The sequence below is a fragment of the Roseateles sp. P5_E1 genome, from assembly GCF_054049335.1.
Genome location: NZ_JBFUMN010000046.1, coordinates 1 through 15,646 on the forward strand (window position 1 = coordinate 1; position 15,646 = coordinate 15,646).

General features: G+C 67.3%; 15 protein-coding genes. 3 read left to right on the forward strand and 12 right to left on the reverse strand.

Features of this window, described 5'->3' with window-relative positions:
- A partial coding sequence (locus ACXJKJ_RS23680) for a sensor histidine kinase (RefSeq protein WP_457392985.1) occupies nucleotides 1-866 on the reverse strand: 866 nt, incomplete at its 3' end.
- A gap of 87 nt (nucleotides 867-953) precedes the next feature.
- Between ACXJKJ_RS23680 and argH the strand changes: the two genes are divergently transcribed.
- Together argH and ACXJKJ_RS23690 are read left to right on the forward strand one after the other, a co-directional pair.
- Nucleotides 954-2,351 (forward strand): argininosuccinate lyase, encoded by a 1,398-nt coding sequence (gene argH, locus ACXJKJ_RS23685; RefSeq protein ID WP_457392987.1) that lies wholly within the window; start codon nucleotides 954-956, stop codon nucleotides 2,349-2,351.
- Nucleotides 2,348-2,833: a hemerythrin domain-containing protein gene (locus ACXJKJ_RS23690; protein WP_457392989.1), complete on the forward strand. Its 486-nt coding sequence runs from the start codon at nucleotides 2,348-2,350 to the stop codon at nucleotides 2,831-2,833. The genes argH and ACXJKJ_RS23690 overlap by 4 nt, the downstream gene beginning before the upstream one ends.
- On the opposite strand, the gene ACXJKJ_RS23695 is transcribed toward ACXJKJ_RS23690, so the two are convergent.
- Entirely contained in the window at nucleotides 2,834-4,804 is a 1,971-nt protein-coding gene (locus ACXJKJ_RS23695) for a M3 family metallopeptidase (RefSeq protein ID WP_457392991.1), read from the reverse strand.
- 65 nt (nucleotides 4,805-4,869) lie between these two features.
- Nucleotides 4,870-6,762 (reverse strand): propionate--CoA ligase, encoded by a 1,893-nt coding sequence (locus tag ACXJKJ_RS23700; RefSeq protein WP_457392994.1) that lies wholly within the window; start codon nucleotides 6,760-6,762, stop codon nucleotides 4,870-4,872.
- A 243-nt stretch (nucleotides 6,763-7,005) separates the two neighbouring features.
- Here ACXJKJ_RS23700 and ACXJKJ_RS23705 point away from each other — a divergent pair, with 243 nt between their 5' ends.
- Entirely contained in the window at nucleotides 7,006-7,719 is a 714-nt protein-coding gene (locus ACXJKJ_RS23705; protein ID WP_457355891.1) for a C40 family peptidase, read from the forward strand.
- Here the strand turns inward: ACXJKJ_RS23705 and ACXJKJ_RS23710 are convergent.
- Genes ACXJKJ_RS23710 through paaA form a run of 9 tightly spaced genes read right to left on the reverse strand, consistent with a single transcriptional unit; the run spans nucleotide 7,709 to nucleotide 15,634 of the window.
- Nucleotides 7,709-8,005 (reverse strand): MmcQ/YjbR family DNA-binding protein, encoded by a 297-nt coding sequence (locus ACXJKJ_RS23710; protein WP_457355892.1) that lies wholly within the window; start codon nucleotides 8,003-8,005, stop codon nucleotides 7,709-7,711. The genes ACXJKJ_RS23705 and ACXJKJ_RS23710 overlap by 11 nt on opposite strands.
- A 26-nt stretch (nucleotides 8,006-8,031) precedes the next feature.
- Nucleotides 8,032-10,074: a phenylacetic acid degradation bifunctional protein PaaZ gene (paaZ, locus tag ACXJKJ_RS23715; protein WP_457392997.1), complete on the reverse strand. Its 2,043-nt coding sequence runs from the start codon at nucleotides 10,072-10,074 to the stop codon at nucleotides 8,032-8,034.
- Nucleotides 10,071-11,216 (reverse strand): ABC transporter substrate-binding protein, encoded by a 1,146-nt coding sequence (locus tag ACXJKJ_RS23720; protein WP_056195248.1) that lies wholly within the window; start codon nucleotides 11,214-11,216, stop codon nucleotides 10,071-10,073. The genes paaZ and ACXJKJ_RS23720 overlap by 4 nt, the downstream gene beginning before the upstream one ends.
- A 29-nt stretch (nucleotides 11,217-11,245) precedes the next feature.
- Nucleotides 11,246-11,863, reverse strand: a complete 618-nt coding sequence (locus ACXJKJ_RS23725) for a TetR/AcrR family transcriptional regulator (protein WP_056195246.1) — start codon at nucleotides 11,861-11,863, stop codon at nucleotides 11,246-11,248.
- Nucleotides 11,863-12,924 carry a 1,2-phenylacetyl-CoA epoxidase subunit PaaE gene (gene paaE / locus ACXJKJ_RS23730; RefSeq protein ID WP_457393001.1) on the reverse strand — a complete coding sequence of 354 codons (1,062 nt, stop codon included), beginning with the start codon at nucleotides 12,922-12,924 and terminating at the stop codon, nucleotides 11,863-11,865. The genes ACXJKJ_RS23725 and paaE overlap by 1 nt, the downstream gene beginning before the upstream one ends.
- Before the next feature lies 1 nt (nucleotide 12,925).
- Nucleotides 12,926-13,576 (reverse strand): 1,2-phenylacetyl-CoA epoxidase subunit PaaD, encoded by a 651-nt coding sequence (gene paaD / locus ACXJKJ_RS23735; RefSeq protein ID WP_457355897.1) that lies wholly within the window; start codon nucleotides 13,574-13,576, stop codon nucleotides 12,926-12,928.
- A complete protein-coding gene (gene paaC / locus ACXJKJ_RS23740; RefSeq protein ID WP_457393004.1) occupies nucleotides 13,573-14,337 on the reverse strand; it encodes a 1,2-phenylacetyl-CoA epoxidase subunit PaaC in 765 nt (254 codons plus the stop codon). The genes paaD and paaC overlap by 4 nt, the downstream gene beginning before the upstream one ends.
- A complete protein-coding gene (paaB, locus tag ACXJKJ_RS23745) occupies nucleotides 14,337-14,630 on the reverse strand; it encodes a 1,2-phenylacetyl-CoA epoxidase subunit PaaB (protein WP_457393006.1) in 294 nt (97 codons plus the stop codon). Before paaB ends, paaC begins: the two co-directional genes overlap by 1 nt.
- Nucleotides 14,630-15,634: a 1,2-phenylacetyl-CoA epoxidase subunit PaaA gene (gene paaA / locus ACXJKJ_RS23750; RefSeq protein ID WP_457393008.1), complete on the reverse strand. Its 1,005-nt coding sequence runs from the start codon at nucleotides 15,632-15,634 to the stop codon at nucleotides 14,630-14,632. Before paaA ends, paaB begins: the two co-directional genes overlap by 1 nt.
- Between the last annotated feature and the right edge of the window lie 12 nt (nucleotides 15,635-15,646).

Here is a 15,646-nt window from a genome sequence, read left to right on the forward strand (position 1 = left end):
GCGTTCTCCACCAGCGGCTGCAGCAGCAGCGGCGGTACGCGCACGCTGTTCGCTTCAGGGTCGAGGTGCCAGACGATGCGCAGCCGCTTGCCGAAGCGGATCTGCTCGATGGCGAGATAACGGCGCGCCAGCTCGACCTCCTCGGCCAGCGTGACCGAGGCGCTGGCGTCGGCCAGGGCCACGCGGAAAAGCTCGGCAAGATCCTCCAGCACGCTCTCGGCGCGCGCCGGGTCGATYTGCACSAGAGCGATGGCRCTGTTCAGCGTGTTGAACAGGAARTGCGGCCGGATGCGCGACTGCAGCTCGACAAGCTGGGCCAGGGCGTCGGCCGGGCGCTGGGTGTGCTCGCGCATCTTGAGCCAGGCCAGCAGCAGGGCCGCGCCGCTGGCGCCGCAGACGGCGATGCTGGCGATGCGCCAGGCGCCGGCCGGGTCTTCGCTCGTCAGGCTCAGAAGGCCAAAGCCCATCAGGGCACCGACGGCGCCGAGCAGCATCAGTGCGCCCCACTGCACCGGCTCGGGCAGGCGCGGCCACAGCCGCTTGGCCGCGCAGACGACGAGCAGCCAGGACAGCACGGCGAACATCGTCACGACCGTGCCGTTGGCCGTCAGCGTCAACCATTGGCCGGCATCGCGCGCGACGACGGCTACCCCCAGGGCCAGCAACAGCTGCACGCCAAGCACGGCGCGCAGCACCAGGCCAACGTGGCAGACGTCGAAGGCGCGCGTCGGGTCCAGCAGCGGCGCCTTGTTGAGTTCGGGCAGTTCAGGCAGCTCGGTGGCCGCGAAGCCCAGCCATTGGCTGAGCTGCATGGACTCGTGCCAGACGCTGTGGTGCGCTGGCGCGCGACGCTTGAAGAAGGGCATGTGGGGCTCGGATTTGTTGGCGTTCGATAATCCCGGGCTGCGCCTGCATTTTGCGCGCTGAATTCCGCCGCCCGCCTCATCTCAGTCATGTCAGACAACCAACTCGCGAATAAGTCCCAAGCCTGGTCCGCCCTCTTCTCAGAGCCGATGAGCGATCTGGTCAAGCGCTACACGGCCAGCGTCGGCTTCGACCAGCGCCTGTGGCGGGCCGACATCGCCGGCAGCCTCGCTCATGCCGAGATGCTGGCGGCGCAAGGCATCCTCAATGCTGAGGACCATGCGGCCATCCAGCGAGGCCTGGGCGAGATTGCCGCCGAGATCGAGGCCGGCCAGTTCGAGTGGAAGCTGGACCTGGAGGACGTGCACCTCAACATCGAGGCGCGGCTGACCGAGCGCGTCGGCATTGCCGGCAAGCGACTGCACACCGGCCGCAGCCGCAACGACCAGGTCGCGACCGACGTGCGCCTGTGGCTGCGCGGCGAGATCGACGAGATCAGCGGCCTGCTCAAGGCTCTGCAGACCGTGATGGTGGAAAAGGCCAGCGAGCATGCCGATGTGATCCTGCCCGGCTTCACGCACCTGCAGGTGGCGCAGCCGGTCAGCTTCGGCCACCACCTGCTGGCCTATGTGGAGATGTTTGCCCGCGATGCCGAGCGTATGGGAGACACGCGCAAGCGCGTCAACCGCCTGCCGCTGGGCGCGGCCGCGCTGGCCGGCACCAGCTATCCACTGGACCGCGAGCGCGTCGTGAAGACGCTGGGCATGGAGGGCGTGTGCCAGAACAGCCTGGATGCGGTGAGCGACCGTGACTTCGCGATCGAGTTCTCGTCGGCCGCCACGCTGGTGATGCTGCACATCTCGCGGCTGTCCGAGGAGCTGATCCTGTGGATGAGCCAGAACTTCGGCTTCATCGCCCTGCCCGACGCCTTCTGCACCGGCTCGTCGATCATGCCGCAGAAGAAGAACCCCGACGTGCCCGAACTGGCGCGCGGCAAGACGGGCCGCGTTGTCGGCCACCTCGTCGGCCTCGTCACGCTGATGAAGGGCCAGCCCCTGGCCTACAACAAGGACAACCAGGAGGACAAGGAACCCTTGTTCGACACGGTCGACACCCTGAAGGACACGCTGCGCATCTTTGCCGACATGCTGGCAGGCCTGACCGTCAAGCCCGAAGCCATGCGCGCCGCGGCGCTGAAGGGCCATGCGACCGCGACCGACCTGGCCGACTACCTCGTCAAGAAGGGCGTGGCCTTCCGCGATGCGCACGAGGTGGTCGCCCATGCCGTCAAGACGGCGACGGCCAAGGGCGTGGACCTGGCCGCGCTGTCGCTGGACGAGCTGAAGGCCTTCGACGCGCGCATCGAAGCCGATGTGTTCGAGGTGCTGTCGCTGGAAGGTTCGCTGAACGCGCGCAATGTGCTCGGTGGCACCGCACCGGCCCAGGTGCGCGCCCAGGTGGCCCGCCATCGCGCCCGTCTCGCATGAGCACGCTGGCCTGGAATGAAAAGCTGGTCCTGAACCAGTCGACGCTGGACACCACCCACGAAGAGTTCGTCGGCCTGCTGAACGCCTTCGGCGCTGCGCTGGACGCCGGCATCGACGCCCTGCCCGCCTACCACGCGCTGTTGGCTCACACCGAGGCTCACTTCGCGATGGAGGAGGACTGGATGGCGCGCTGCGGCTTCGAGGCGCAGAACTGCCATGCCAGCCAGCACGCCATGGTGCTGAACGTGATGCGCGAGGCGCTGCGCTATGCCAATGAGCTGAACGACCGCGAACCGCTGAACATCCTGCGCACGGAGCTGGCCGGCTGGTTTCCGCAGCACGCCGAGATGATGGACGCGGCCCTGGTGTTCACGATGGAGCAGCGCGGCTTCGACCCGGTGACGGGCCAGATCGCCAACGACGGCCGCGAAGCCGCAGCCGTGGGCGAAAGCCACAGCTGCGGCTCTAGCAGCTGCGCCTGACTACTTCTTCAGGTACTCGAAAAACGCCTGCGAATTGGACTCGCGACCCAGGAAGTCCTTGACCAGCTCCGGCGCCGGCTTCTGTGCGCCCTGGCCCAGCACCAGGTCGCGGTAGCGCTTGCCGACTTCGGGGCTCAGCTTGTCGGCCGCAAACGCCGTGCGCAGGTCCATGGCGACGACCAGGCTCCACAAATAGCCGTAGTACCCGGCGCCATAGCTGCCGGCGATATGGGCAAAGCCGGCCGGGAACATCGTGCCCTGCACGTGGCCCAACGGCGTGGCGCCTTCCATCTTGGCCCACAGCGGCATGGGTTCGGGCTTGGCTTGCTGGTGCAGCGTGATGTCGTAGCTGGCATACAGATGCTGGCGGCCGAACTGGCCACCCTTGCCGTAGTGCTTGGCGGCCTCGGCCTGGTCCACCATCGCGTCCGGCACGGGCTTGCAGGTCGGGCAGACCTCCTGCATCAGCTTGAGCACCTTCTTGTCATAGACCCAGTCCTCCAGCATCTGCGACGGCGCCTCGACGAAGTCATGCATGACACTGGTGCCCGCAGTAGCCGCATAGCGCGTGCTGGACAGGTTCACATGCACCGCATGGCCCAGCTCGTGCAGCAGGGTCTCGACCTCGTCCAGCGTCAGGCCGTTGCGGTCGAAGTTGACGACGAGCGCCGCCACCGGCGTGCGGCCAATGCGCGTCGCGCTGCCGCGCAGCGGCCAGACGGCCGCGTGGTTGTACTTGCCGTCGCGCGGGTAGAGGTCGACGTAGAGCTGCGCGATGGGCTTGCCCGAAGCGGCGTCGCTGACGACATAGGTCTGGGCCTCGTCCTGCCAGAGCTTGTTGTCGATGCGCTGGTACTTCACGCCCATCAATTTCTCGATGATGTGCATCGAGAACTCCAGGCTGGCCTGGGGCGGGAAGTAGGGGCGGAAGGCATTCTGATCGACGCTGAACTTCTGCAGCTTGACGCGCTCGCTGTAGAAGGTGGCGTCCCAGCGCTCGACCTTGGTCTGCTCCAGCGGCGTGCCCAGGTGCTTGGCCTTGTCGGCACGCAGCTCCTGCAGCTCTGTGTTCTCACGGGCGTTGACGGCATCGGTCACGGAGTCGAGGAAGCGCGTCGCCGTCGTGCCATCCTTGGCCATCTGGCGGCGCAGGTTGAAGTCGACATAGTTGTCGAAGCCGAACAGCTTGGCGTACTCGCCGCGCAGCGTGACGATCTGCGCCAGCAGGTCAAGGTTGCCCTGGCCGCCCTCGTTGACCTTGGCCAGCCACATGCGCTGGCGCGCCTCGCCGCTCTCGGCGCTGCGCATGACCGGCACGTAGCTCGGGTAGTCCACGCCCAGCAGGATGCGGCCCTGCTCGTCGCGCTTGGCCTTTTCCCAGACGCTGGCCGGCACACCCTTGAGTTCGGCCTCGGTGAAGGCCACGCGCGTGCCGGCGTCGCGAATCTTCTTGTTGAACTGCTGGTCCAGCTCGGTCAGCTTGTCCAGGATCTGCTTGGCGCGCTCGCGCTTGGCATGGGCCAAGGCCACGCCGCTGTCCTCGAACTGGCCCGAGGCCAGGCGCACCAGCTCGGCATCGATGGCGTCCTTCTTGGGCGCCTTCTGCAGCGCGCGGTAGACCTTCTCGTTCTGGCCGAAGCTGGAACCGAAGTCGGCCCAGCGCAGCGAGCAGGCCTGGGCGGCGTCGCGCACGGCCTTGGTCGGATGGACGTTGAGGACGAAGTCATTGGGGCCCTGGTTGTCCTCCAGATAGACGGTCAGGTCGTCATAGGCGGCCAGCCAGCCAGCGTCGACCTTGCGCTTCTCCAGCTGCGCAACGCGCTGCCTGGCGCCTTTGAGGCCGGTGTCGCAGCGGGCCTGCACATCGGCGACGCTGCCGAAGGTCGGGAAATTGGGGGCCGGCAGCTTGGGTTGAGCCTGCGCGGCGGCGATCAGCGCCAGGGTGGCGAGCGTGGTCAGGACGGGTTTCATCGCGTCTCCTTGTGGGAAGGGCGCGATTCTCTCGGCCGGATCGGCGTCAGCCGTTCGGCACTCCCCTATTTCTGCAGCAGGGTTTTTACTTGGATCAATGCGCTCGGATCGTCCAGCGTCGTCAGGTCGCCCGGATCACGCCCCTCGGCCACAGCCTGCAGCGCGCGGCGCAGCAGCTTGCCCGATCGCGTCTTGGGCAGCAGCGTCACGAAGTAGACGCGCGCCGGCCGCGCCACCGCACCCAGCTGGGCGTCGACATGCTTCATGACCTCGCCCTCCAGCGCGAGCGAGGCTTGGCCGGGGTCGCGCAACACCACGAAGGCGATGGCGACCTGGCCCTTGAGTTGATCAGCCACGCCGACGACGGCGACCTCGGCCACCGCCTTGTGGCCCGAAATGCATTCCTCGATCTCACGCGTACCCAGGCGGTGGCCGGCCACATTGATGACGTCGTCCGTGCGGCCGAGGATGAAGGTGTAGCCGTCGGCATCGCGCAGGCCCCAGTCGAAGGTGGAGTACAGCTCGCGGCCCGGCACGCTCTTCCAATAGGTGTTGACGAAGCGCGCGTCGTCGCCCCAGACCGTCTGCAACGTGCCCGGCGGCAGCGGATGCTCGATGACGAGCACGCCCTTCTGGTTGGGCTCGGTGAGCTCGGCGCCGGTGTTCTCGTCGAGCAGCTTCACGTCATAGCCATACATCGCCACGCCGGGCGAGCCCAGGCGCGTCGGCACGGCTTCGACACCCGGGATGTGGTGGGCCACCGTCAGCAGCGGCCAGCCGGTCTCGGTCTGCCAGTAGTTGTCGATGATCGGGACGCCAAGACCGTCGGCGATCCAGCTTGCCGTGGGCTCGTCCAGCGGTTCACCGGCCAGGAAGAGCGCACGCAGCGACGAGAGGTCGTGGCGCTTGAGCAGCGCGGCGTCATGCTTCTTCAGCACGCGCACCGCCGTCGGCGCGCTGAACATGACGGTCACCTTGTATTTCTCGACCAGGCTCCACAGCACGGCTGCGTCAGGGTTGACCGGCGTGCCCTCGTACATCAGCGTCGCCATGCCGGCGATCAGTGGCCCGTAGACGATATAGCTGTGGCCCACGACCCAGCCGATGTCGCTGGTGGAGAAATAGGTCTCGCCCGGCTTGCCACCGAAGATCCAGTCCATGCTGGTGGCCAGCGCCACCGCATGGCCGCCGACGTCCCGCTGCACGCCCTTGGGCCTGCCTGTCGTGCCGCTGGTGTAGAGGGTATAGCTTGGCGTGTTGGACTCGAGCCAGACGCAGGGCACGCAGGCGTCGGCATGCTGGCGGCGCAGCGCGGCGTAGTCCAGGTCGCGGCCAGCCACACGCTCAAAGGGCACCAGGCCGCGGTCCACCATCAGCACCGCGGCCGGCTTGTGCGCGGACAACTGAATGGCCTCGTCGAGCAGCGGCTTGTAGGGCAGCGTCTTGCCGGCGCGGCTGCCCGCGTCGGCGCTGACGATGAGTTTCGGCGTCGCGTCCTCGATGCGGCTGGCCAGGCTGACCGATGCGAAGCCTCCGAACACGACCGAATGGATGGCGCCGATGCGCGCACAGGCCAGCATCGCGAACGCGGCCTCCGGAATCATGGGCATGTAGATCAGCACGCGGTCGCCGGCGCCCACCCCCTGCGCGACCAGCATGGCGGCCATCACCTCGACCTCAGCCTGCAGTTCGGCAAAGCTGTAGACCTTTTCCTGCCCGACTTCGGTCGACACCCAGATCAGCGCACGGTCGTCGGGCCGCGTGGCGGCATGCCGATCCACCGCGTTGTGGCAGAGATTGGTCGTGCCACCGACGAACCAACGTGCGAACGGTGGGTTGCTTACATCACAGATTTGCTGCGGTGGCGTCTGCCAATCAATGCGCCTGGCTTGCTCGGCCCAGAAGGCGTCGCGCTCGCTCAACGATCGTCTGTGGAATTCGGCATAGGACTTGGTCATGCGGGGAGTGTGAATCCGAGGCACTGACGGCAATCTGACCTTTCGCAACACCTTGGCGTGATGAATTGCAGGGTTTTTACGGGGTTCACCGTCGGCCAAGCCGGGGTTTGCCCTGAAAATCGCGCGCTTTACGTCCGCTTCGATTGACGGTGCCAGGGTGCCCCCCTAACCTCCGCGCCGCTGTCCCACTCCGCTATCGCGACCGCCCACGGTCCGCCCCGGTTTCTCTCTTCCTGAATGCCCTTGTCTGCTGCCCTGCTGAACCGCATCGCTGTTGCCGGCCTCCTGGCCGCCAGCTTTGCTGCGCATGCGCAAGGCGTGGCCCAGGCCGCGACAGTCACGCCGCCACCAGGCACGATGACGGGAGCCTACGGCCAGAGCCTGCAGCAGCAGGCCGCCACGGACAAGGCCAACACCCAGCCGGCAGGCGCCACCAAGCCCGCAACGGCCCAGGATGCCGTCAGCCGCTTCCTCAGCGAACGCGGCCTGCTGGCCAGCGCTGAATCGGGCGGGTCATCTCGCCTGCTGGCCAGCGTGCGCGACACCGCGTCCGACCTGGTGCTGTCGGCCATGAACTTCCTCGGCGTGCGCTACACGCGCGGCGGCAATTCGGTCGAGAACGGCTTTGACTGCAGCGGCTTCACCCGCCACATCTTCGAGATGAGCGTGGGCCTGGTGCTGCCGCGCCGCGCCGACGAACAGGCCAAGGACAGCAGCCTGCTGCCCATCCACCAGAACGAACTCAAGCCTGGCGACCTGGTGTTCTTCAACACGATGAAGCGCACCTTCAGCCATGTGGGCATCTATGTCGGCGAAGGCAAGTTCATCCACGCCCCGCGCACCGGCAGCGCCGTGCGGGTGGAAGACATGCGCGATTCCTACTGGGCCAAGCGCTTCACGGGCGCACGCCGCGCAGACCTGAAGGCGGCAGCCGGCGAAGGCCCGGTCACGCGCTGACTCCGCCGTTCTCGCGCCAGGACTGCGAGAGCAACTCCTTGACGCAGCCCAGCTTGGCTTTCGCGAGCAGCAGCTTCACGCCGCAGCGTCTGGCGCCCCAGAACAGCGGCTCAACGACGCCGGCCTCACGATCGATCCACGCATCGCGCGAATCCTCGTCCTTGATGAAGACGCGCAGCTCCGCGCCGTCGGGCGTCATCGTCGCGAAGATCTTGCCTTTCGCGCCTGGCAGCCGGAAGGACGTCAGTTCGTGATGAGGCGTTTCGACCGCACCGGGCAGGCCCAAGGCGATTGCTCGGGCCTGCGCTGCGTTCATCCCGCGATGCGCTTGGCCACCAAGGTCAGGATTTCGTAGCTCGCGCAGAGCTCGTCACGCTGGTTGGTCACGGCCACGTCCCAGCCGATGACGCCTTGCGCGGGCTGGTCGTCGCGCGGCGGGCGGTCGATCTTGCGCTTGGCGGTCAGGCGTGCCTGGATGGTGTCGCCGATCGCCACGGGCGTGACGAAGCGCAGATTCTCCAAGCCGTAGTTCGCGAGCACCGGGCCCGGCGCCGGGCTGACGAACAGGCCTGCCGCGGCCGACAGCACGAAGTAGCCGTGGGCGATGCGCTTGCCGAAGGGCGATTCCTTGGCCGCCACTTCGTCGAAGTGCATGTAGAAGTAGTCGCCCGACAGGCCACCAAAGGCGACGATGTCGGCCTCGCCCACCGTGCGGCGATGCGTCAGCAGGCTCATGCCCACCTCGACGTCCTCGAAGTAGCGACGGAAGGGATGGATGTCRCTCTCGGTGACTGCGCCGCCGCGCTGGTACTCACCGGTGATAGCCGAGATCATCGTCGGCGAGCCCTGCACGGCGCAGCGCTGCAGGTAGTGCTTCACGGCGCGCAGGCCGCCCAGTTCCTCGCCGCCGCCCGCGCGGCCGGGGCCGCCGTGCTTGAGCTTGGGCAGCGGCGAACCATGGCCGGTGTTCTCCAGCGCGGCTTCGCGGTCCAGCACCAGCATGCGGCCATGCCAGGCGGCAAAGGTCGGCACAGCTTGCGCAGCGAGCGCCGGCGTCTTCGTGCAGATGGTGCCGACGAGGCTGCCGCGGCCCAGCGTTGCCAGGTGCAGGGCCTCCTCGAAATCGCCATAGGGCAGCAGCGTCGTCACCGGGCCGAAGGCTTCCAGGTGGTGGGCGTCGCTCGCAGCCGAGTCGCGGGCCAGCAGCAGCGTCGGGGCGAAGAACGCGCCGTCGCTGACACCTTCGCCCTTGGGCGCAAAACCGTCGCGCCCGGACAGCAGCAGCTCGCAGTTCTTGGCCAGTTGGGCCACGCGTTCGGCCACGTCGGCCTGCTGCGCCTTGCTGGCCAGCGCGCCCATGCGCACGCCTTCGACAGCCGGGTCACCCACCACCGTCTTGGACAAGCGCGCCTTCAGTGCAGTGGCCACCGCATCGATGCGGTTGGCGGGCACGATGGTGCGGCGGATGGCCGTGCACTTCTGGCCGGCCTTGGCCGTCATCTCGCGCGCCACCTCCTTGATGAATAGGTCGAACTCCGGGTCATCCGGCGTCACGTCGGGCGCGAGGATGGCGCAGTTCAGGCTATCGGCCTCGGCGTTGAAGGGGATGCTCTTCTTCAGCAGGTTCGGGTGGGCCTTCAGCATCAGCGCGGTGTCGGCGCTGCCGGTGAAGGTGACCACGTCGGCCTCGTCCAGGCGCTCGAACAGATCGCCCGTGCCGCCGATGATGAGCTGCAGCGCGCCGGCGGGCACGAGGCCGGAATCCACGATGACGCGCACGCAGGCCTCGGCGACATAGCTGGTGGCCGTGGCAGGCTTGACCAGGCAAGGCATGCCGGCCAGGAAGCTCGGCGCGAACTTCTCCAGCATCCCCCACATCGGGAAGTTGAAGGCGTTGATGTGCAGGGCCACGCCCCGCTTGGGCACCATCACATGGCTGCCGATGAAGTGGTTGTTGGCACCCAGCCGCATGGCCGGGCCCTCGTGCAGCACATTGCTGCTGGGCAGGTCCTTGCCGCCGATGGAGGCGTAGGCAAACAAGGTGCCGATGCCGCCCTCGATGTCGATCCAGGAGTCGCTGCGCGTCGCACCGGTGTGGGCGCTGATCGCGTACAGCTCTTCCTTGCGCTCCATCAGGTAGGCGGCCAACGCCTTCAGCACGCGGGCGCGGTCCTGGAAGTGCGTGCGCAACAGGCCAGGCAGGGCCGTGCCGCGCGCGAAGGCCATGGCCTCGGCGAAGTCCAGGCCCTCTTCATGCGTATGCGCAACCACGCGGCCGTTGATCGCGCTGGCCAGTGGCTTGGCCGCTCGTTCACCGACCCAGCGGCCGGCGATGTAACTTTGAAGCGTACTCACTTGATGAGTTTCCAAGCGCCGTTTTCGATCTGCACCATCACGCGAGCGCGCTGGTCCAGGCCCAGGTGGTCACCTGACGACATGTTGTAGACGCCATGCGCGCCGGCCAGGTTCTTCACGTTTTCCAGCGCATCGCGCAGCGCGGCGCGGAAGGCCGGCGTGCCGGGCTGGGCCTTCTTCAGCGCCTCGGGCGCGGCGGCGGCGAGCAGCAAGCCGGCGTCCCAGGCATGGCCACCGAAGGTCGAGACCGAGCCCTTGCCGTGGGCGGCCTCGTACTTGGCGATGTAGTCCTGGGCGCTCTTCTTCACCGGGTGGTCGGCCGGCAGCTGGGCCGCGACGAGCACCGGGCCAGCGGGCAGCAGCGTGCCTTCGACATCCTTGCCGCCGACCCGCAGGAAGTCGTTGTTGGCGATGCCATGGGTCTGATAGATCTTGCCGGCATAGCCGCGCTCCCTGAGCGCCTTCTGCGGCAGCGCGGCGGGCGTGCCCGAGCCGGCGATCAGGATGGCGTCGGGCTTGGCGGCTACCAGCTTGAGCACCTGGCCGGTGACCGACGTGTCCGTGCGGTTGTAGCGTTCGCTCGCGACGACGTTGAGCTTCTTCGTCGCAGCGATCTTGTTGAACTCGCCCCACCAGCCTTCACCATAGGCGTCGGCAAAGCCGATGAAGCCGGCCGTCTTGATGCCGTTGTCGACCATGTGGGTCACGATGGCCAGCGCCATCATGATGTCGTTCTGCGGCGTCTTGAAGACCCAGCGCTTTTTCGCGTCGACAGGCTCGACGATGCGTGCCGAAGCGGCCATCGAGATCATCGGCGTCTGCGCTTCTGACACCGCATCGATCATCGCCAGCGAATTGGGCGTGACGGTGGAACCGATGACGATGTCGACCTTGCTGTCGGTGATGAGCTTGCGCGTGTTGGCGACGGCCGTCGTCGTGTCGGAGGCGTCGTCCAGCACGATGTAGTGGACCTTCTGGCCGCCGATGGTGGTCGGCATCAGGGCGACGGTGTTCTTCTCCGGGATCCCGAGCGAGGCCGCCGGGCCGGTGGCCGACAACGTGACGCCGACGGTGATGTCAGCCTGGGCCGCCAGGCTCAGCGTGGCCGCCAGGGCCAGGGCGAGTTGCTTGAATCGCTTCATGGGGTCGTCTCCTCGGGATGTCATCGGGGTTATGGAATGAGGGCGGGCTGGCGCAGTTGCACCGCGCCGAGCCCACCAAAGAACAGGTCACTGACCAGGGTGGCGAGCGCCTCGTGCGAGAGCTCGCCGTCGGGCCGCAGCCAGGTGAAGGTCCAGTTGATCATGCCAAAAAGCAGCATGGTCAGTGGCTTGTGCAGGTTGGCGTCGCGCAGTTCGGGACGCACCTGGCAGACTGCCGCCGCGAACTCGCTGACGACGCGGCGCTCCACGTCGAGCAGGCGCTCGCGCTCGGCATCGGCCAGGAACTTGATCTCGCTGGTCAGCACGCGGTGCTGGGCCTGGGCGTCGGCATAGGAGCGCGTGAAGCGCTCGATGAGGGCGCGCAGCTGCGCGTCGGGCGTCAGCTGCCGGGACTTGACCTCTTCGACCAGGGCCAGCAGCGCATGCACATGGCTATCGCAGATCTGGGCCAGCAGCTCCTGCTTGTCCTGGAAGTAGTGGTACAGCGTCGGCTTGGCCACGCCGCAGGCCTCGGCGACCTGGTTCATCGACGTGGCGCTGAAGCCCTGCTCGGCAAACAGGCGGGCGGCGGCGGCGAGGATGTCCTCGCGTTGGGCTTCGAAGCCGGGGGCGCGTTTGCGTGCCATCAGCGTTCGTCGAAGGAAATCACGACCCGCTCCGTCAACGGATGGGCCTGGCAGCTCAGGATGAAGCCGGCGGCGACCTCGGCCTTGTCCAGCGCGAAGTTCTTGTCCATGCGCACCTCGCCCTCGATGAGCTTGCAACGGCAGGTGGAGCAGACGCCGCTCTTGCACGAGAACGGCACATCCATGCCTTCGCGCGCAGCGGCGTCGAGCAGGCTGGGGTCGCTGGAATGGAACTCGATCTCGCGCGACAGGCCGTCGCGGATGACGGTCACGCGGGCCTGGGGCGCGTCGCCAGGCTTGACCTCGTGGGGCACGGGTTTGCCGGATAGCGTCTCCGGCGTGCCGAAGCGCTCGACGTGGATGCGCTCGGCCGGGATGCCCGAGCCGACCAGCGCAGCCTCGGCCTGGTCATTCATCTCGAAGGGGCCGCAGACGAAGACTTCGTCAATGCTCGCCGCCGGCACCGGGCCGGCGAGGAAGGCGCTGAGCTTGCCGGCATCCAGGCGACCGCCGTACAGCGGCGCATCGACCACCTCGCGGCTGAAGACCAGGTGCAGCGACAGCCGCGTCATGAAGCGGTTCTTCAGGTCTTCGAGTTCTTCCTTGAACATCGTCGACGCGGTGCGACGGTTCGAATAGATCAGCGTCGCGCGGGCATTCGGCTCGCGCTCCAGCAGCGCCGTCAGGATGGCGATGATGGGCGTGATGCCCGAGCCGCCGGCGATGAAGAGCACATGGCGCCCCTCGGCCTGTGCTGCTGRCATCAAGAAGCGCCCTTGCGGCGGGTAGGACTCGATGACGTCGCCGGCCTTGAGCTGCTCATGCACCCAGCTGGAGAAGGCGCCGCCATCGACGCGGCGGATACCGACCTGCAGGCGGCGGTCGGAGCAGATGGAGTAGCTGCGGCGCAGCTCCTGGCCGCCGACGCTGGCGCGCAGCGTCAGGTACTGGCCGGGCTCGAAACCGAAGCCGTCAGCGGGCGCTTCGAAGCCGACGACCATCGCGTCATCGGTGTCGCGCTCGACGGAGGTCACGCGTAAGGGGTGAAAGTGGAGTGCCATCTCAGATCGGCTTGAAGTATTCGAAGGGTTCAAGGCACTCGATGCAGCGCCACGTGGACTTGCATGCGGTGGAGCCGAAGCGGGAGAGTTGTTCCGTGCGGCCGCTGTCGCAACGCGGGCAGCGCAGGCGCGGCACGATGCGGATGGCTTGCTCGCCACTGCACTGCGGCGGCACGATGCCGTATTGCTGCAGCTTCTCGCGGCCCTCGGGCGTGATCCAGTCGGTGCTCCACGCCGGCGCACGCTGCATCGTGACGGTCACGTCACCAAACTCAGCCAGCGCCGCACGCACGTCGTCGGCGATCAGTTCGGTCGCCGGGCAGCCGCTGTAGGTCGGCGTCAGCACCACCTCGACGCCCGACGCCGTCTCGCGCAGCTCGCGCACGATGCCCAGCTCCACCAGACTGACCGCCGGGATCTCGGGGTCGGGCACGGCGTTGAGCTTGGCGCGGGCGGCCAGGAGCCTGGAAGGTGGCGGGCATGGCACGCGGTGGGCCGGCAAGGGGTCGGTGGCAAGGCGCGATGCGCAGCCCGGGCCGTCAGCCCGGGCAAGCGGCGCAACGCCGCCAACGGCCTCTTGCAGGCCCACCCCGGAGGGCTGCGGATACGCAGCGCGGGCCGTGGACGCCGCCTTCCAGGCTCCTTGATTCACCACACGCCTCCGGGATACATGCGCTGCAGGTGCTGCATCGTCGCCAGCATGTGGCCCATGTGTTCGCTGTGGATGCCGTCAATGCCACGCGGCTGCATCGCGCTTTCGCGCGGCAGCGTGAGCGTGGCTTCGGCCATCAGCGTGGCCCAGCGGGCGCGCCATTCAGGCTCCAGCTCGTTCCATGCGGGGCCGACGCCGTCGACACCATCGGCGGCGAACAGTTCGTTGAAGTACGGCCACAGCACGTTCAGCGCCGCCTGCATGCGCGCCTTGGAATCCTCCGTGCCGTCGCCCAGGCGCACGACCCAGTCGCTGGAATGCTGGCGGTGGTAGCGCACTTCCTTCAGCGACTTGGCGGCAATGCCGGCCAGTTCGGCGTCCAGGCTCGTCTGCAGGCGCCCGTACAGCAGCTCCAGCCAGATCGCCATGGCCGTGTTGCGCAGCACGGTCAGCGCGAAGTCCCGCCCGCCCCCGCCATCGCTCGGGCTCGCCGCCGCATTCGGCAGCTCGACGAGGATGACGTTGCGGTAATCGCGCTCCTCGCGCAGGAAGGCCAATTGGTCTTCATCACGGCCGGCGCCTTCGAGCTTGCCGGCATGCGTCAGCAGCGCACGCGCCTGGCCCAGCAGGTCCAGCGCGATATTGGGCAAGGCCAGGTCTTCCTCCAGCACCGGCGCGTGGCCGGCCCATTCGGACAGCCTCTGGCTGTGGATGAGGCAGGTGTCCGCCAGGCGGAGCACGTAAGTGGTCTTGGCGTCCATCACATGTGGTTGAGCTCATCGGGGAGCTCATAGAACGTGGGGTGGCGGTAGACCTTGTCGTCGGCCGGGTCGAACAGGCTGCCCTTCTCGGCCGGGTCGCTGGCGACGATCTGCTCGGAGCGCACGACCCAGATGCTGGTGCCCTCTTGCCGGCGCGTGTAGACGTCGCGCGCCATCTGGATGGCCATGGGCGCATCGGCCGCGTGCAGGCTGCCGCAATGCTTGTGGTCCAGGCCCGCCTTGCTGCGGACAAACACTTCCCACAAAGGCCATTCATTCYTCGGATTGCTCATCACGCTGCCTCTTGTTTAACGGCCTGCTTGCGGGCGTGGGCCAGGGCCGCGTCGCGCACCCAGGCGCCGTCGTCCCAGGCCTTGTTGCGGGCGGCCAGGCGCTCGCGGTTGCAGGGGCCTTCGCCACCCACCACGCGCCAGAACTCGCTCCAGTCGATCTCGCCGAAATCGTACGAATTACGCTCGGCGTTCCACTTCAGCGCGGGGTCGGGCACGGTCACGCCGAGGATGTCGGCCTGTGGGATGGTCGCGTCGACGAACTTCTGGCGCAGCTGGTCGTTGGTGACGCGCTTGATGCCCCAGCGCATGCTCTGCTCGGAGTTGGGCGAATCCTTGTCCGCCGGGCCGAACATCATCAGCGACGGCCACCACCAGCGGTTCACCGCGTCCTGCACCATGGCTTTCTGCGCGGCGCTGCCGTGGGTCATCATCGTCAGCAGGCTCTCGTAGCCCTGGCGCTGATGAAAACTCTCCTCGCGGCAGACGCGGATCATGGCCCGCGCATACGGCGCATAGGAGCAGCGGCACAGCGGCACCTGGTTCATGATGGCCGCGCCATCCACCAGCCAGCCAATGACGCCGATGTCGGCCCAGGTCAGCGTCGGGTAGTTGAAGATGGAGCTGTACTTGGCCTTGCCCGACAGCAGCGCCTCGGTCATCTCGTCGCGGCTGGTGCCCAGGGTCTCGGCGGCGGCGTAGAGGTAGAGGCCATGGCCGCCCTCGTCCTGCACCTTGGCCAGAAGAATCGCCTTGCGCTTGAGCGTCGGCGCGCGCGTGATCCAGTTGCCCTCGGGCAGCATGCCGACGATCTCGCTGTGCGCGTGCTGGCTGATCTGGCGCACCAGCGTCTTGCGGTAGTGCTCGGGCATCCAGTCCTTGGCTTCGATAAAGTCACCAGCGGCTATGCGAGCCTCGAAGGCCTCCTCGCGCTGCAGGTCCTCGGCACTCTTCACGACCTTGGGCTTGGCTTCACGAGCCATCAAATCCATTGCTTGCGTGTACATCTCGCTCGCTCC

Bases quoted from the DNA above. Each gene is read 5' to 3' on its own strand.
- ACXJKJ_RS23700 (WP_457392994.1), bottom strand. From the start codon at position 6,762: ATGACCAAGTCCTATGCCGAATTCCACAGACGATCGTTGAGCGAGCGC.
- argH (WP_457392987.1), top strand. From the start codon at position 954: ATGTCAGACAACCAACTCGCGAATAAGTCCCAAGCCTGGTCCGCCCTC.
- ACXJKJ_RS23695 (WP_457392991.1), bottom strand. From the start codon at position 4,804: ATGAAACCCGTCCTGACCACGCTCGCCACCCTGGCGCTGATCGCCGCC.
- paaC (WP_457393004.1), bottom strand. From the start codon at position 14,337: ATGGACGCCAAGACCACTTACGTGCTCCGCCTGGCGGACACCTGCCTC.
- ACXJKJ_RS23720 (WP_056195248.1), bottom strand. From the start codon at position 11,216: ATGAAGCGATTCAAGCAACTCGCCCTGGCCCTGGCGGCCACGCTGAGC.
- ACXJKJ_RS23725 (WP_056195246.1), bottom strand. From the start codon at position 11,863: ATGGCACGCAAACGCGCCCCCGGCTTCGAAGCCCAACGCGAGGACATC.
- ACXJKJ_RS23690 (WP_457392989.1), top strand. From the start codon at position 2,348: ATGAGCACGCTGGCCTGGAATGAAAAGCTGGTCCTGAACCAGTCGACG.
- paaA (WP_457393008.1), bottom strand. From the start codon at position 15,634: ATGTACACGCAAGCAATGGATTTGATGGCTCGTGAAGCCAAGCCCAAG.